This window comes from Streptomyces sp. (genome assembly GCF_031181555.1).
Classification (GTDB): Bacteria; Actinomycetota; Actinomycetes; order Streptomycetales; family Streptomycetaceae; genus Streptomyces; species Streptomyces fimbriatus.
Genome location: NZ_JAPSKQ010000151.1, coordinates 1 through 15828 on the forward strand (window position 1 = coordinate 1; position 15828 = coordinate 15828).

Sequence of the window (15828 nt, forward strand, 5' to 3'; positions counted from 1 at the left end):
ACCTCCGCCCTCCCGCGCGGGCAGTCGTGCCTCCCCCGAGCTCTCCGAGCAGGGGGTACCCCCGGGCGGCACGGGTGGGCGCGGCGGCACCCCGTAAGCGCCGGGCCGCACACCCCGCCCCGCACCGCACCGCACCGATCCCGGGCGACCAGCCAACGCCCCTCGCCCCGGAACCCCCACACCCCCCACCCCGTCTCGTTCCACGGACCCGGGAGACACCATGGAACGACGCACCTTCCTCACCGCCACCGCCACCGCCGGCCTCACCACCGCCACGGCAGCCTGCACCGCCGACGGCGGCAAGAAGACCAGCACGGCGACCACCACCCCCCTCACCCCCACCCGCGCCACCGCCCCCGCCACCGCCCCCGCCGACTGGAAAGCCCTCGCCCGCGACCTCGACGGCCTCCTCGTCCGTCCCGGCGACGCCGACTGGCCGACGGCCCACCGCCTCTACAACACCCGCTTCGACGGCCTCAAACCCGCCGCCGTCGCCTACGTCGCCCACGCCGACGACATCCGCACCGCCCTCGCCCACGCCCGCGCCCGCGCCGTCCCCGTCGCGATCCGCAACGGCGGCCACTCCTACGCCGGTTGGTCCTCCGGCAACCACCGCCTGATCGTCGACGTCTCGGAACTCGGCACCGTCCGCGCCTCCGCGAACACCGCCGTCATCGGCGCCGGCGCCAAGCTCATCGACGTCTACCGCGCCCTCGCCGCGAAGGGCGTGACGATCCCCGGCGGCTCCTGCCCCACCGTCGGCGTCTCCGGCCTCACCCTCGGCGGCGGCCACGGCGTGGTCTCCCGCGCCTACGGCCTGACCTGCGACAGCCTCACCGGGGCCACCCTCGTCACCGCCGACGGCACACAGCTCACCGCCGACGCGACCGAGAACGAGGACCTCTTCTGGGCCCTGCGCGGCGCCGGCAACGGCACCTTCGGCGTCGTCACGGAGCTGCGCTTCAGGACCCACCCGGCTCCGCAGAGCGTCACCGGGTACCTGACCTGGCCCTGGCCGAAAGCCGCCGCCGTCGTCAAGGCCTGGCAGGAGTGGGGCCCGGCCCAGCCGGACGAGATCTGGTCGTCGCTCCACCTGGCGAACACCCCCGGCGGCACCCCCACCGTCTCCGTCGCCGTCTTCTCCCTCGGCACGTACGGCGAACTGCAGAACGCCGTCGACCGCCTGGCCGACCGCGTCGGCGCCTCCGCGAGCGGTGTCTCGCTCAGGCGCCGCTCGTACGAGGCGTCGATGGAGCTGTACGCCGGCTGCTCGTCCTTCGCCGACGACGCGCAGTGCCACCTCCCGGGCGCGACACCGGGCCGCTCCCCGCGGGGCGCCCTGAAGCGCGAGACCTACTCCGCCCGCTCGGACTTCTTCGACCGCCCCCTCGGCGCCGCCGGGATCCGCACCCTGCTCGCGCAGCTCGCCGCCGTCCGCGGCGGTTCCGGCAGCATCGCGCTCACCGCCCTCGGCGGAGCCGTCAACCGGGTCGCGCCGACGGCCACGGCGTTCGTCCACCGCCGCTCACGCGTGCTGGCCCAGTACCTCGCGTCCTGGAGCGCCGGGGCGTCCGGCTCCGCCGCCGAGGCGTGGCTGACGTCGGCTCACCGGGCCATGCGCCCCCACGCGTCCGGCGCGGCCTACCAGAACTACCCGGACCCGACCCTCACCGACTGGCGCCGGGCCTACTACGGCGACGCGGCGCCGCGCCTGGCCCGGCTGAAGAAGCGGTACGACCCCGACAGGGTCTTCACGTACCCCCAGGCCCTGTGACGAGGTGCCCCCGCAGGCCCTGCGGCGAGGTGAGGGGGCCGGTCAGGCCGCCAGGTCCCGCTCCTCCGGCCCGGACCGCCCCTTCCGGGCCTCCGGGACCACCGCGCCCTGTGCCCTGTGGTTCCGGCCCCGCGCCGAGATCAGCCACCCGGCCCGCGGCGACCGCTCGATCGCCCGCATGACCGGCGTCAGCAGCGCCATGGCGAGCGGCGACAGCAGCAGGGCGACCGCCGTGCCGAGCGCGAGTCCGCCGATGACGTCCGTCGGGTAGTGCACGCCCATGTAGACGCGGCAGAAGCCGGCGAACAGGGCGAGCACGAGGCCGACGAGCCCGAACCTCCGGTTGGCCAGGAACAGCCCCACCGCGAGCGCCATGGTGAGCGTCGCGTGGTCGCTGACGAAGGAGTAGTCGTTCTTGCCCTCGATGAGGACCTCGAGCCCCTGGTGGTCCTTGAACGGCCGGGGCCGCTCCACGAATCCCCGGATCGGCACGTTCACCAGGACGGCGACACCGGCCGCGAGCGGTGCCCACACCAGCGCCGCGACGGAGGACGCCGCGTCCTCACCGCCCCGCCGGCGTACGCCCCACCAGCACCACAGGATCAGCGCCATCACGGCGAACAGCAGCCCGAACTCGCCGACGAACTCCATGATCCGGTCGAACCACGGCGGTGCGTCCTTGGCGAGGCCGTTGATGTCGTAGAGCAGGTCGACGTCGGGGTTCGACCCGGAATCGGCGAGTCCAGCCATGGTGCGCGGCCCCTTCGTCATCTCTCTCCCGGCGTACGCCGTGTACGCCGTTCCCTCCACCCCCGTGGTTTGTAGATCCGCTCGTCCGCTCGGCTACGACAACAGGAACGCACGGTCCCCGTCGATACGTTCCACACTCCACTGAATGATCACGCAGACGTTATCGAAGAGAGATGCGTCTTTGCAGCTCAGGGGGTGGGTTCACGCTCCGCTCACGCCGTCGCGGGGAGTGCTTTCGCGCCATCTTCGGTGACGCGGGTGGCACCAAAGTAGTCAGGCGTGTCGATCGGGTCGAATCGGATCACGGCGCCCGGACGCGGCGCGTCGATCATGTACCCGCCGCCGACATAAATACCCACATGCCGGATGGCCCGGGAATTGGTGAGGTCGTCCGAGAAGAACACCAGATCGCCGGGGAGCAGTTCGTCCCGTTCCGGATGCGGCCCCGCGTTGTACTGGTCGTTGGCCACGCGCGGCAGCGTGATCCCGACGCTCTCGTACGCCGCCTTGGTCAGACCCGAGCAGTCGAAGCGTCCCCCCTGCTCAGCGGTGCCGTTGCCGCCCCAGAGGTAGGGCGTGCCGAGCTTCTTCTGCGCGTAGGCGATGGCACCGGCGGCCTGCCGGGAGGGGTCGACGCGCCCGACCGGAGCGGCGAAGCTCTTCTCCAGCGCGGTGATCCGCTTGACGTAGTTCCGCGTCTCCTCGTACGGCGGCACGCCCCGGTACTTGATCACCGCATAGGCCCCGGCGTTGTACGAGGCCAGCATGTTTTCGGTCAGATTCCCGGGAACGTCCTTCACGTAGGACGCGAGCGTGCAGTCGTACTGCGCCGCCGACGGGATCGCGTCCTTCGGGTCCCACACATCGCGGTCCCCGTCCCCGTCCCCGTCGATGCCGTGCGTGGCCCAGGTGCCGGGGATGAACTGCGCGATGCCCTGCGCCGCCGCATGGCTCTGCGCCTTCGGGTTGAACCCGCTCTCCTGGTAGAGCTGGGCGGCGAGCAGCGCCGGGTTGATGGCCGGGCAGAGGTTGCCCCACTTCTGCACGAGTGCCTGGTACGCGGCCGGCACGGTCCCCTTGGCGAGCGCCTTCGCCGCCCCGCCGCCGACCCCGTTGACGAGGTTCCCGGCGACGACGTAGACCCCGACGACGAGCAGCATCACGAAGGCCAGAGCGGAACTGACGGCGACGGTCGCCGCGATCCATGCCTTACGCACCGTCAACCACCCCTCACCGTCCGGGAGTACGCCGCCGAACGCCAGTGTAGAGGCGGCACCCGCCGCTCGGAATGATCACGCGGGACTTCGGTGGGGTCGCCGCGGCCGCGGCGAAGCGCCGCACTCCGGGAACCGGACGGCAGCCCCCGGCCGCGTCACGGCACGGCGGCGTGGAGGAGCTGGTCCACCTCCTCCCGCTCGGACTCACACCGCGCTGAGCACACACCTCATTGCCCGGCGTTACCCCACGTGATACACAGAGTGACGATACGACTCTTCCCCCATCGGAGCGCGCCCCTCCCGGAGCCCGGCGCGCGCCGGTGGCAAGCTATTCGTACGAAACCCGCCAACGGATGACGCCAAGTCGACATACGACAGCGACAATGTCGGTGAGAATGAGGCCTGACCTCTGCACTCCCGCAGGGGATGCGGAACTACCCATACAGGGGCGGTGACTTACATGCTCTTTGCGGCCGACGAGGGAGACATCAACACCATTATCGGCGGGATCGCTCCGGACTGGGGCCCCTTCGGCAGCCTGGGCAACGAAGCCAAGGTGATGATCGAGGTGGTCATGGCGGTCGCCATCCTGATCTGCCTGGGCATCGCCATCTGGGGGGCGGCCAAACAGCGCATCGGCGCCACCGCGTTGAGGGACACGTTCAGCGCCGAACAGGGCAAGGGCCTCATCATCGCGGGGCTGACGGGCGTCTTCATCATCGGTTCACTCGGCACGCTGTTCACCATCGTGTACGGCATGGCCGTGTAGGCCCCGACCCATCCATCGGTCCCGACCGGGCGCGCCCGGCTCCCCTCCATCCCACCCGCCCGTCGTGCCCACCGGCTGAGGTTGCGTTTCCCTGATGTCCAGTCACCACACCGCGCCCGCGCGGGGACCAGCACGGCTACCGTCGTACGTGGAGTACACGGAGCACGAGGTGTTTCCGCACGACGCTGAGGGGGCGTACGCGGTATGAGTCTCGGAGACGAGCACGAGACCTCCGGCGGGTACGGCGGCACGGGCCAGACCCGCACCCGCCTGCCGGAAGGAGGCGGTGACCTGTACGGCGGCGCGCGCAGAGGCGGCCGTTCGTCGTCGCGCAGCCTGGTCACGGTCGTCGGCGTGGTGGTCCTCCTCATCGCCGCGATCGCCTTCGCGAACCGCGGGGGAGGCGATTCCCCTTCGTCGGACGACTCCGGCGACTCCCCCAAGGCGGCGGCGACGGCCCCTTCGGGGGAGAAGCCGGTGGGGTCGAAGTCGGCGGGAATCCCGACCGGGTACGCGCATGACGCTCAGGGCGCGCAGAGCGCAGCGGCCAACTACTCCGTCGCGCTGGGATCCGCCGAGATGTTCGACAAGGACCGGCGGCGCGAGATCGTCACCACCGTGTACGCCCCGGATGTCGCCGCCGCCCGGCAGGCCGACCTGGACAAGGCCTACTCCAGCAGTGAGTTCCTCGCCAACATCGGCCTCGACAAGGACGGCAAGGCGCCCGCCGGACAGACCTTCGTCTCACGGGTGATCCCCGTGGGCACCAAGGTGACGGCATCCAGCTCAGGCACCGCCACCGTCGAGGTCTGGTACACATCGCTGTTCGGTCTGTCCGGCGAGGGCTCGACCAACCCGGTGACCGAGAGCTGGTACACCACCACGTACCAGCTGAAGTGGATCGACAACGACTGGAAGGTCACCGACTTCCAGCAGAAGGACGGACCAGTCCCGGTCGGGCGCGACCAACAGGCCTCCACTGCCGACGACATGACGAAGGCTGTCGAGGAGTATGGAGGGTTCACGTATGCGCGCTAACCACCGCTTCCTCAGGCTCACGGCCGTCGTCACCACTGTGCAGGCCACCGCCGTGCTGTTCGCAACCCGAGCCACCGCCGCACCCACGCCGACGCCGACGCCGACAAACAGCAACGATCCCTGCGACCTCATCCGCGGCCCCGCCAAGGACTACTGCGAGCGAGGCGAGGACGGCGGCGGCTCCTCCGGAGGAACCAGCGGTCCCCTCAACGACCCCACCTCCACCCTCGACCCCCTCGCCTCCCTGGCGAAGGGCTGCGCCGACGCCGCCTCCTGGACCGTCGAGAAGCTCAGCGACGCCGTACAGGAGACCGCGGACGTCGACTTCACGAACGACACGTTCCTCAAGCAGTACGCCGTCGTCTTCGCGGCGTCGACGATCCTCACCCTCCTCCTCTGGCTGCTCGCGGTCGCCAAGCGGGCGGTGCGGGGCGTCCCCCTCACCACCGCCCTCTCCGAGGCCATCGGCTTCCTCTGGCTGACCGTGCTCGCCTCGGCCTTCACCCCGCTGATCCTCTACACCGTCGTCTCGGCCACCGACGGCGTCACCGACGTCCTCGCGAAGGCGACCGGCAACCAGACGGACACCTTCTTCGGCACCTTCTCCGCGGCCCTCGAAAAGGGCGAGGACATCGGCGGCGGCCCGATCATGCTGATCGTCGTCTCCCTCGTCTCCATCCTCGCCGCCGGCGTCCTCTGGCTGGAGCTGGTCATCCGCGCCGCCCTGCTCTACGTCGGCGCCCTCCTCGGCACCGTCGTCTACGCGGGCCTCGTCGACAAGAACCTGTGGGGCCACGTCCGCCGCTGGGCGGGGATCATGATCGCGGTGATCCTCGTGAAGCCCGTCATCGTGATCGTGCTCGGCCTCGCCGGCGCGCTGTCCGCCGACGACGGCCCCGACGCCTTCTCCGCCGTCGTCTCCGGACTGGCGATCATCCTGCTCGCCATCTTCGCGTCCGCGATGATCTACCGCTTCGTCCCCGGCTTCGGCGACGAGATCGCCGGCTCCCGCAACAACCGCATCATGCAGGGCGCCGAGGGCAAGGCCGCCGCGGTCATCAGCTCCCCGGCGACCCTGGTCGCGCAGGGCATCAAGACCCACAGCAGCCGGACCGACCACAGCGGCGGAGGCGGCCAGTCCGCCGGCCCTCGCCCCTCCAACCCCGCCTCCGGCGGAGTCGCCGCGCACAGCTCGCGCACGTCGAGCGGCGGATCCGTTCCCTCCGCCGCACCCGCGCCCCGCGCCGGCAGCAGCCCGGTGAACACACCCCACGCCAGCAGCACCCGCAACAGCAGTACCAACCGCACGGGAGGTGAAGGGCGTTGACGACCGAGTCCCACCTGTCCCATCCGGTCACGCCCCGCCGTACGTATCTGATCGGCCGCGCCCGGCCGAACGCGATCGTCGGCCGCAATCGCGAGACCGGAGAGATCGCGCTGATCGTCGTGGGCGCGTTCCTCGGCATGATGTGCGGGCTCCTCGTCCCCGTCCTGACCGTGCGGATCGTGCTCCTCGTCGGCCTGCCGATGCTGGCGCTGGCCGCGGTGTACGTGCCGTACAAGCACCGCACGTTCTACAAGTGGTTCGAGATCAACCGCAGCTACAAGCGCACCCTGCGCAAGGGCGCCACCTACCGCTCCGGAGTCGTCGAGGCCGGCACCCGGCTCGACGGACGTGAGGTGGAGGTCGGCCCGCCGCCCGGGATCGGCCGGATCACCTGGCTCTCCGCGCCCTTCGGCCCGGACGAGATCGCCGTCCTGCTGCACGCGGACCGCAAGACCGTCACCGCCGCCATCGAGATCGAGGGCCCCGGCGTCGGCCTGCGCGACTCCGAGGACCAGGAGGCCCTCGTCGACCGCTTCGGCACCCTGCTCAAGCACGTCGCCAACGGCGACGGCTTCGTCACCCGCCTCCAGATGCTCGCCCGCACCCTGCCCGCCGACCCCGACGCCCACGCCAAGGACGTCGCCGTGCGCGGCGACGACAGGGCACCGGCGTGGCTGCAGCAGTCGTACGACCAGCTGCAGTCGATGGTGTCGACCAGCAGCGAGCAGCACCGCGCGTACCTCGTGGCCTGCATGCACTACACGCGCGAGCTGGCCGCCGAGGCGAACGCCATGGCGCGGGCGATGCGCGGCCAGGGCGGCGGCAAGGTGGACCGCGACGCCGGGCTCGCCGTCGTCATGGCCCGTGAGCTGACCGACATCTGCTCCCGGCTCCAGGAGGCCGACATCCGCGTACGGCAGCCGCTCGGCCAGAGCAGGCTGTCCTCGCTGATCCACTCCATGTACGACCCGGACCACCCGATCGACCACATCCAGGCGATGACCAAGCGCAACGCCTGGCCGGCCGAGCTGGACGCCATGGAGCCGACCTACCTCCAGGCCAAGACCCGCGAGTCCGCGACCCGAGCCCCCTGGTGCCACGCCACGGCCTGGATCAAGGAGTGGCCGATGACCCCGGTGGGCGTCAACTTCCTGGCCCCGCTCCTCGTCCACACCCCGGACGTGATCCGCACGGTCGCCGTCACGATGGACCTCGAACCCACCGAGGTCGCCATCGAGCGCATGCTGACCGAGAAGACCAACGACGCGGCGGAGGCCTCCCGCGCCGCCAAGATGAACCGCACCGTCGACCCGCGCGACATCGCCGCCCACAGCCGTCTCGACCAGCGCGGTGAGGACCTCGCCAGCGGCGCGGCCGGCGTCAACCTGGTCGGCTACATCACCGTCTCCTCCCGCTCCCCCGAGGCCCTGGCCCGCGACAAGCGGACCATACGGGCCTCGGCCGGAAAGTCGTACCTGAAGCTGGAATGGTGCGACCGCGAGCACCACCGCGCCTTCGTGAACACACTTCCGTTCGCCACCGGCATCCGAAGGTAGGGGCTGAGCCGATATGCGGGATCCGCTGTCCGTCGTCACCGACGCCTTCACGTCCTTCCTCTTCGGGAAGGTCGAGACGACCCGGCTGCCGGTGCGCACGTCCACGGGCCAGGCACAGGCGGTCTACCTGCCGACCGCCGCGCCCGGCCTCGGCGACTCCGGCGTCATCATCGGCCGCGAGGTCTACTCCGGGAAGGGCTACATCTACGACCCCTTCCAGCTCTACGGCCAGCAACTCCCCGCCCCCCACTGGCTGGTCCTCGGGGAGTCGGGAAACGGCAAGTCGGCCCTGGAGAAGACGTACGTCCTGCGGCAGCTGCGCTTCCGCGACCGCCAGGTCGTCGTCCTGGACGCGCAGGGCGAGGACGGCGTCGGCGAGTGGAACCTCATCGCGCAGGAGCTGGGGATCACCCCCATCCGGCTGGACCCGATGGCCGCCCTGGACCACGGCATCCGGCTCAACCCGCTGGACCCGTCGATCACCACCACGGGCCAGCTCGCGCTGCTGCGGACCATCATCGAGGTCGCGATGGGGCACGGCCTGGACGAGCGCTCCGGCTTCGCGCTCAAGGTCGCGCACGCCTACGTCAACGAGACGATCGTCGAGCGCCAGCCGGTCCTCTCCGACATCGTCGAGCAACTGCGCCACCCGGAGCCGGAGTCGGCGGAGGCGATGAACGTCGCCATAGACGACGTACGGGCCTGGGGCCTGGACGTCGCCCTCGTCCTGGACCGCCTGGTCGACGGTGACCTGCGCGGCATGTTCGACGGCCCCACGACGGTCGGCATCGACCTGGACGCCCCGCTCATCGTCTTCGACCTGTCACACATCGACCGCAACTCCATCGCCATGCCGATCCTGATGGCGATCGTCGGCGTGTGGCTGGAGCACACCTGGATCCGCCCCGACCGGAAGAAGCGCATCTTCCTGGTCGAGGAGGCCTGGCACATCATCAACAGCCCGTTCGTGGCCCAGCTGTTCCAGCGCCTGCTGAAGTTCGGCCGGCGGCTCGGCCTGTCGTTCGTCGCGGTCGTCCACCACCTGTCCGACGTGGTGGACGGAGCGGCGGCGAAGGAGGCGGCGGCCATCCTGAAGATGGCCTCGACCCGCACCATCTACGCCCAGAAGGCGGACGAGGCGAGGGCGACCGGACGGGTCCTGGGCCTGCCCCGCTGGGCCGTGGAGATCATCCCGACCCTCACCCCCGGCATCGCGGTCTGGGACGTCAACGGCAACGTCCAGGTGGTCAAGCACCTGGTCACCGAGACCGAACGCCCGCTGGTCTTCACCGACCGCGCGATGACCGAGTCCTCCGCCGACCTGTCCGACGACGTCCTGCGCGCCGCCGAGCGAGAGGCGGAGGAGCGCGCGGCGGCCTTCGTGGAGCAGCACGTCGGGGACTCCGAGTCGACGGTGGCATAGGCACAGGCACAGGCACAGGCACAGGGATGAGGGTGTACGGGGAGGACGCGTGAGACCGGACGACCACCGTGGACAAGGCCGGACCGGCCAGGGCGGCATCCCGGACGGGCTGCTGATCGGCCTCATCGCGTTCCTCCTCGGCATGACCCTGCTGGTGTGGACCGCCACGGGCCTCGCCGGCCTCTTCGCCCACGGCTCCTGGCCGTCCGGCGTGACCTTCGCCCGCACCCCCCTGGCCATGCGCCGGCTCATCGCCGAACCGCACGACCTCCCCGCCGCCTGGCCCGGCACACCGGCGGGCGACCTCTCGGGCTACGGCCTGTTCTGGGGCCTGCTCATCGGCCAGCTGATGATCCTGATCGTCCTCACGGTGTTCGTCCTGGGCACGGTGGCCCGCTGGAGAGCGGTACGGGCCCGGCACCGCGCGGAGCGGGCAGCGGCACCGGACCGGGCAGCAACGGCAGCCGCGCCGCCGGAACCGGCACCGGTGCAGCACGAGGTGCCCATGCCGAGGACGGCGCCGGACCCGGAGCCCCGGCAGGCGACGGCACCGCGGGCAACGGCGCCCGCCTTCCTGTCCGAGGGCGAACGGACGAGTGGGTGGGAAACGAACCGCGCCGAAGGCGCCGTGCACTACGGCCCCCCGGACACCCGCCGCACCACCGCGGCCCAAGCCGTACGGGACGCGGACGGCCCCGCCCTCGTCCTCACCTCGAACCCGGCCCTCTGGCTGGACACCAAGGACGCCCGGGCCAAACTGGGCCCCGTCCACCTCTACGACCCCACCCACCTCTGCGACACCCCGGCCCGCCTCCACTGGTCCCCCACCGCAGGCTGCGAGGAGAAACACGTCGCCGCCGCACGCGCGGCAGCGCTCCTCGCCCCCGTCCGCCCCACCTCCCGCCTCGACCAAGCGGTCGGCGACACCGCCGAGACCCTCCTGCGGAGCTGTCTGCACGCCGCCGCCATCGACGGCCGCACCATCCGCCACGTCCACCGCTGGGCCCAGGGCAGTCAGGTCCAGGACGCCGTACGCGTCCTGCGCACCCATCCCAAGGCCGCCCCCGGCGCCGCGGGCGAGCTCGAGGCGGCCCTCACCGCCCACCCCGAACGCCGGGACATGGCCCAGCAGCTGACCACCCGCGCGCTGTCCGCCCTGTCCACGGTCAACGTCCGCGAAGCGTGCACTCCCAACCGAACTGATGCCCTCGCCTTGGATTCCTTTGTCCACGAAGGGGGAACACTTTATGTCGTGGGCGAACCCATCGAGGACCCTCGCACCAGCCCGGGCGCGATGCCCCTGCTGACGGCCCTCGCCTCACACGTGGTCGAGCGCGGCCGGCGCATGGCCGAACGGTCATCCTCCGGTCGGCTCGACCCACCACTCACCCTCGTCCTGGACGACGTCGCGGCCGTGGCTCCGCTCCCCCAGCTCCCGGAACTGCTGGCCACCGGAGCGGACCGGGGCATGCCGACCCTGGCCCTGCTCCGGTCCCGCGAACAGGGCCGGGCCCGCTGGCCGCACGACGAGCTGCCGGTGTGACCACCGGCGTTCAGCGCTCGACGACCATCTCCAGCTCGTGCTCGTCCGGCGTCCCCGCCAACGGCACGGTCACCCCGCTCTCCACGAACCCCGCCTTGCGGTAGAAGCCCAGCGCCCGCGCGTTCTCCGGGTGCACGATGAGCCGCACGCGCTCCACCCCGCGCCCCCACGCCCACTCCAGCGCGGCGTCGAACAGCGCCTTGGTCACCCCGCTCCCCCGGTGCCCGGGCCGCACGTACACCCCGACGAGATGCCCCTGCCGCCGCTCGACGGGGAACCCGGCCCAGTCCGTCGTCCCCGCCTCCTCGATCAGCACGGCGACCGTGCCGACCCACTCCCCGTCCGCCGTCTCGGCGACGAACTGCTGCGCCCCGCTCGCGCCCTCCGCGCCCTTCGCCGTCCGCTCCTGCCAGTAGGAGTCGGACCGGCCCACCGCTTCCTCGTAGGTGTCCAGGTACGCGAGGTGCGCCACCGGATCCCGGAGCGCCGTCAGCCGCAACTCCTTGGCGGCGGGCCACTCCTCGGCCCGCACCGCCCGGATCACATGGTCCTCGAAGGGCGTGGTACTCATGCCTGCCACCGTAGTACCGGGGTACCACGGCCCTCATCCCGAATACTGCCCGCGGTCCGACGCCCGCCACCCCCGCGCGGACGAGCATCGGAGCATGATTACGGCACAGGACCTCACCAAACGCTACGGCGACCGGACCGTCGTCACCGACCTGTCCTTCACCGTCCGTCCCGGCACCGTCACCGGCTTCCTCGGCCCGAACGGCGCCGGCAAGTCCACCACCCTGCGGATGATCCTCGGCCTGGACGCCCCCACCCGCGGCCACGCCACCGTCGGCGGCCGCTCCTACGCCGCCCACCCGGCCCCCCTCACCGAGGTCGGCGCCCTGCTGGAGGCCCGCTCGGTCCACCCCGGCCGCACCGCCCACCACCACCTGCGCGCCCTCGCCCACACCCACGGCATCCCCCGCAGCCGCGTCGAGCACGTCCTGGCCCTGACCGGCCTCACCGACGTCGCCCACCGCCGCGTCAAGGGCTTCTCCCTCGGGATGGGCCAGCGCCTCGGCATCGCCGCCGCCCTGCTCGGCGACCCGGCCGCCGTCATCCTCGACGAACCGGTCAACGGCCTCGACCCCGAGGGCGTCCTGTGGATCCGCACCCTCCTCAAGTCCCTGGCCGCCGAGGGCCGCACCGTCCTCGTCTCCTCCCACCTGATGAGCGAGATGGCCCTCACCGCCGAGCACCTGGTCATCATCGGCCGTGGCCGGCTCCTCGCCGACACCACGGTCACCGACTTCGTACGCCACTCCGGCACGGGCACCGTCAAGGTCGTCACCCCGGACGCCACCGACCTCGTGCGTCACCTCACCGCACCCGGCGTCGACATCACCGCCGACGCCCCCGGCAGCCTCACCGTGCGCGGCACCGACGCCGAGCACATCGGCCGCACCGCCGCCGCCCACGGCATCCCCCTCTTCGAACTCACCCCCAGCACGGCCTCCCTGGAGGAGGCGTTCATGGACCTCACCCGCGACGCGGTCGAGTACACCGCCGCCCTGGAAGGAGCGGCGGCATGAGCACCGCGACCGCCACCCCGGCGTACCGGGTCACCCCGGCCCGCGTCCTGCGCTCCGAATGGCACAAGCTGTGGACGCTCCGCTCCACCTGGGTCACCCTCGTCCTCACCGGCGCCCTCACCCTCGCCATGGGCGTGGGCATCAGCGCCGCCTACGACGGCAGCGGCGAAGGCGGCCTCGACACGGTCGTCTTCGTCCTCCTCGGCACCCAGTTCGCCGCCCTCAACCTCGCCGTCCTGGGCATCCTCGCCACCGCCGGCGAGTACTCCACGGGCCAGATCCGCGCCACCATGACCGCCGTCCCGCGCCGCCTGCCCGTCCTGTGGGCCAAGGCCGCCGTCCTGGCCGCGGTCGCCTTCACCCTCAGCCTGTGGACCAACCTGCTCACCTTCCCGCTGGCCCAGTCCTTCCTCGCCGGCACCGACCAGTCGGCCGCCCTCGGCGACCCCGGCGTCCTGCGCGGCCTCGTCGGCAACGCGGCCGGCCTCGCCCTCCTCGCCGTCACGGCCCTCGGCATCGGCGCCGTCGCCCGCTCGGTCCCCCTCGCCACCGGCGCCTACATCGGCCTCGTCATGATCCTCCCGGAGGTCCTGCGGATGCTCCCCCACGCCGTCGTCGACGACGCCGTCCGCCACTTCCCCGCCAAGGCCCTGGAGTCCCTCACCGCCGCCCAGGCCGGCCCGGGCACCACCTCCCCCGGCACCGCCCTGCTCGCTCTCACCCTGTGGGCGGCGGCCTCCCTCGCGGCAGCCGCGACGACCCTGCGCCGCCGGGACGTCTGACCCATGGCACCCACCGTGTTCCCCCCGTCCGACGGACCCGCCACCATGGACCCCGTGGCGAACGACCAGGAGGCACCCTCGGGGGAACGGGAACGGTCGGCGGAGCCCCTCACCTCGTCCATGCACCGCCTCAACCAGTGGATACGCGCCTTCGACCGGCGCCACCCGCTGCTGTGGGACCTGCACTTCACCGGCTTCTGGGTGACGGCCGCCCTCGTCGACTACACCGGCGGCGGCTGGCGCAGCATCACGCACAACCCCGACGCCCCCGGCTGGCTCCTGCTCACCCTGAGCCTCGGCCTGACCGTCCCCCTCCTCCTGCGCCGCACCCACCCCGCGGCAGTGCTGCTCGTCCTCGCCCCGTTCGCCCTCGTCAACGCCTGGACCGGCGCCGTCCTCCAGGCAGCCCTGCTCCAACTCCTCGCCGTCTACCACATCGCCCTGCGTCTCCCGCTGCGCAACCTGTGGTGGGCGACGGCCCTGGTGCTCGCCCCGGTGGCCCTCTCCACGGCCCGTTACGGGGAGGGCGACTGGAGCCGGCAGATCGGCTCACAGCTCACCTCCATCGTCGTCGCGGTCCTCATCGGCATCACGGTCCGCACCCGCCGGAGCTACACCGAGGCACTGGAGGACCGCGCCCGCCGCCTGGAGATCGAACGCGACCAGCAGGCCCGGATCGCCGCCGCCGCCGAACGCGCCCGCATCGCCCGCGAGATGCACGACATCATCGGCCACAACCTGTCCGTCATCACGGGTCTGGCCGACGGCGGCGCCTACGCGGCCGCCAAGTCCCCGGAACGCGCCGCCCAGGCCCTGGACGCCATCGCCACCACCAGCCGCCAGGCCCTCGGCGAACTGCGCCGCCTCCTGGACGTCCTACGGGACGACGAGACGGCCCACCCCGCCGAACTGACCCCCCAGCCCACCCTCACCGACCTCGACCAGCTCATCAACGGCGTCCGCGCCGCAGGCATCCCCGTCCACACCACGATCGAGGGCCGGGCCGACCTCCCCCCGGGCCGGCAGCTCACCGTCTACCGCGTCATCCAGGAAGCCCTCACCAACACCCTCAAGCACGCCGGCCCGAACGCCACCGCCGAGATCGCCCTCTCCTACGGCGACAAGGGCGCCGTCACGGTCACGATCACCGACACGGGAGAATCCGGGACGACCGTCCCCGCCGACGGCCGCGGCCTCCCCGGAATGCGCGAGCGAACCGCCCTGTACGGCGGCACACTTGAGGCCGGCCCACGCCCCCGCCCCGAACAGGGCTGGCGCGTCCACCTGCACCTCCCGGAGGAAACCCCGCAGTGACCACCGTCCTCATCGCCGACGACCAGCCCCTCCAGCGCTTCGGCTTCCGCATGCTCCTGGAGAGCCAGGACGACATGACGGTCCTGGGCGAGGCGGCGAACGGCACGGAAGCGATCCGCATGGCGGCCGAACTGCACCCCGACGTGGTCCTGATGGACATCCGCATGCCCGGCCTCGACGGCATCGAGGCAACCCGCCGCATCGTCGCCACCGGCGACCGCACCCGCGTCCTGATCCTCACGACCTTCGACCTCGACGAGTACGCCTACGCCGGCCTGCGCGCGGGCGCCTCCGGCTTCCTCGTCAAGGACGCCCAGCCGGAGGAGCTCCTCTCCGGCATCCGTTCCGTGGCCACCGGAGACGCGGTCGTCGCCCCGAGCCTGACCCGCCGTCTCCTCGACGCCTACGCCCACCACCTCCCGGCGGCCGCCCCGGACCCCTCCACGGCCCCAGCCCCTGCCCCCGATCCCCGCCTGGCCTCCCTCACCGACCGCGAACGCGAGATCCTCACGGTCATCGGCAAGGGCTGGACCAACACGGAGATCGCCACCCGCCTCCACCTCGCGGAGTCGACGGTGAAGACCCATGTGGGCCGCATCCTGGCGAAGACGGGCTCGAGGGACCGCATCCAGGCGGTGATCCTGGCGTACGACACACGACTGGTGGAGCCGTCCTAGAACTGGACGGAACCGAACCGGTGGACAACGCAGAAATCCCCCGTGCCGAACGGCACGGGGGATTTCTTCAAT

The 15828-nt window shown here is 71.7% G+C and carries 14 protein-coding genes; 11 read left to right on the plus strand and 3 right to left on the minus strand.

Features of this window, described 5'->3' with window-relative positions; genetic code table 11:
- The first annotated feature begins 220 nt into the window (after window positions 1–220).
- The gene (locus RIM90_RS24825; RefSeq protein ID WP_309062980.1) at window positions 221–1774 is read left to right on the plus strand and encodes an FAD-binding oxidoreductase; all 1554 of its coding nucleotides are present in this window, start codon (window positions 221–223) and stop codon (window positions 1772–1774) included.
- A gap of 42 nt (window positions 1775–1816) precedes the next feature.
- Here RIM90_RS24825 and RIM90_RS24830 read toward each other — a convergent pair whose 3' ends face one another.
- Window positions 1817–2524, minus strand: coding sequence for a phosphatase PAP2 family protein (locus RIM90_RS24830; RefSeq protein WP_309062981.1), 708 nt, complete (start codon window positions 2522–2524; stop codon window positions 1817–1819).
- Window positions 2525–2736: 212 nt separating this feature from the next.
- Window positions 2737–3747 carry a bifunctional lytic transglycosylase/C40 family peptidase gene (locus tag RIM90_RS24835; RefSeq protein ID WP_309062982.1) on the minus strand — a complete coding sequence of 337 codons (1011 nt, stop codon included), beginning with the start codon at window positions 3745–3747 and terminating at the stop codon, window positions 2737–2739.
- 454 nt (window positions 3748–4201) lie between these two features.
- Between RIM90_RS24835 and RIM90_RS24840 the strand changes: the two genes are divergently transcribed.
- The 6 genes from RIM90_RS24840 to RIM90_RS24865 all read left to right on the plus strand — a co-directional run bounded on the left by RIM90_RS24840 (window position 4202) and on the right by RIM90_RS24865 (window position 11397).
- Window positions 4202–4510, plus strand: a complete 309-nt coding sequence (locus tag RIM90_RS24840; RefSeq protein ID WP_006136301.1) for a hypothetical protein — start codon at window positions 4202–4204, stop codon at window positions 4508–4510.
- Window positions 4511–4714: 204 nt separating this feature from the next.
- The gene (locus RIM90_RS24845; RefSeq protein ID WP_309062983.1) at window positions 4715–5548 is read left to right on the plus strand and encodes a hypothetical protein; all 834 of its coding nucleotides are present in this window, start codon (window positions 4715–4717) and stop codon (window positions 5546–5548) included.
- Window positions 5538–6875, plus strand: a complete 1338-nt coding sequence (locus RIM90_RS24850) for a hypothetical protein (protein WP_309062984.1) — start codon at window positions 5538–5540, stop codon at window positions 6873–6875. Before RIM90_RS24845 ends, RIM90_RS24850 begins: the two co-directional genes overlap by 11 nt.
- Window positions 6872–8431 (plus strand): SCO6880 family protein, encoded by a 1560-nt coding sequence (locus tag RIM90_RS24855; protein ID WP_309062985.1) that lies wholly within the window; start codon window positions 6872–6874, stop codon window positions 8429–8431. Before RIM90_RS24850 ends, RIM90_RS24855 begins: the two co-directional genes overlap by 4 nt.
- Window positions 8432–8444: 13 nt before the next feature.
- Window positions 8445–9854, plus strand: a complete 1410-nt coding sequence (locus RIM90_RS24860; protein ID WP_309062986.1) for an ATP-binding protein — start codon at window positions 8445–8447, stop codon at window positions 9852–9854.
- Window positions 9855–9903: 49 nt separating this feature from the next.
- Window positions 9904–11397 carry a type IV secretory system conjugative DNA transfer family protein gene (locus tag RIM90_RS24865; RefSeq protein WP_309062987.1) on the plus strand — a complete coding sequence of 498 codons (1494 nt, stop codon included), beginning with the start codon at window positions 9904–9906 and terminating at the stop codon, window positions 11395–11397.
- 10 nt (window positions 11398–11407) lie between these two features.
- Here the strand turns inward: RIM90_RS24865 and RIM90_RS24870 are convergent, their stop codons facing one another.
- Window positions 11408–11968, minus strand: a complete 561-nt coding sequence (locus RIM90_RS24870) for a GNAT family N-acetyltransferase (RefSeq protein WP_309062988.1) — start codon at window positions 11966–11968, stop codon at window positions 11408–11410.
- Between the two features lie 94 nt (window positions 11969–12062).
- On the opposite strand from RIM90_RS24870, the gene RIM90_RS24875 reads away from it, so the two are divergent.
- The 4 genes from RIM90_RS24875 to RIM90_RS24890 are packed head-to-tail and all read left to right on the plus strand — an operon-like array spanning window position 12063 to window position 15756.
- The gene (locus tag RIM90_RS24875; protein WP_309062989.1) at window positions 12063–12983 is read left to right on the plus strand and encodes an ABC transporter ATP-binding protein; all 921 of its coding nucleotides are present in this window, start codon (window positions 12063–12065) and stop codon (window positions 12981–12983) included.
- Window positions 12980–13765: an ABC transporter permease gene (locus RIM90_RS24880; RefSeq protein WP_309062990.1), complete on the plus strand. Its 786-nt coding sequence runs from the start codon at window positions 12980–12982 to the stop codon at window positions 13763–13765. The genes RIM90_RS24875 and RIM90_RS24880 overlap by 4 nt, the downstream gene beginning before the upstream one ends.
- A gap of 45 nt (window positions 13766–13810) precedes the next feature.
- Window positions 13811–15079, plus strand: coding sequence for a histidine kinase (locus tag RIM90_RS24885; protein WP_309062992.1), 1269 nt, complete (start codon window positions 13811–13813; stop codon window positions 15077–15079).
- Complete coding sequence (locus RIM90_RS24890) at window positions 15076–15756, plus strand: response regulator transcription factor (protein WP_309062991.1); 681 nt, start codon at window positions 15076–15078, stop codon at window positions 15754–15756. Before RIM90_RS24885 ends, RIM90_RS24890 begins: the two co-directional genes overlap by 4 nt.
- The last annotated feature ends 72 nt before the right edge of the window (window positions 15757–15828 follow it).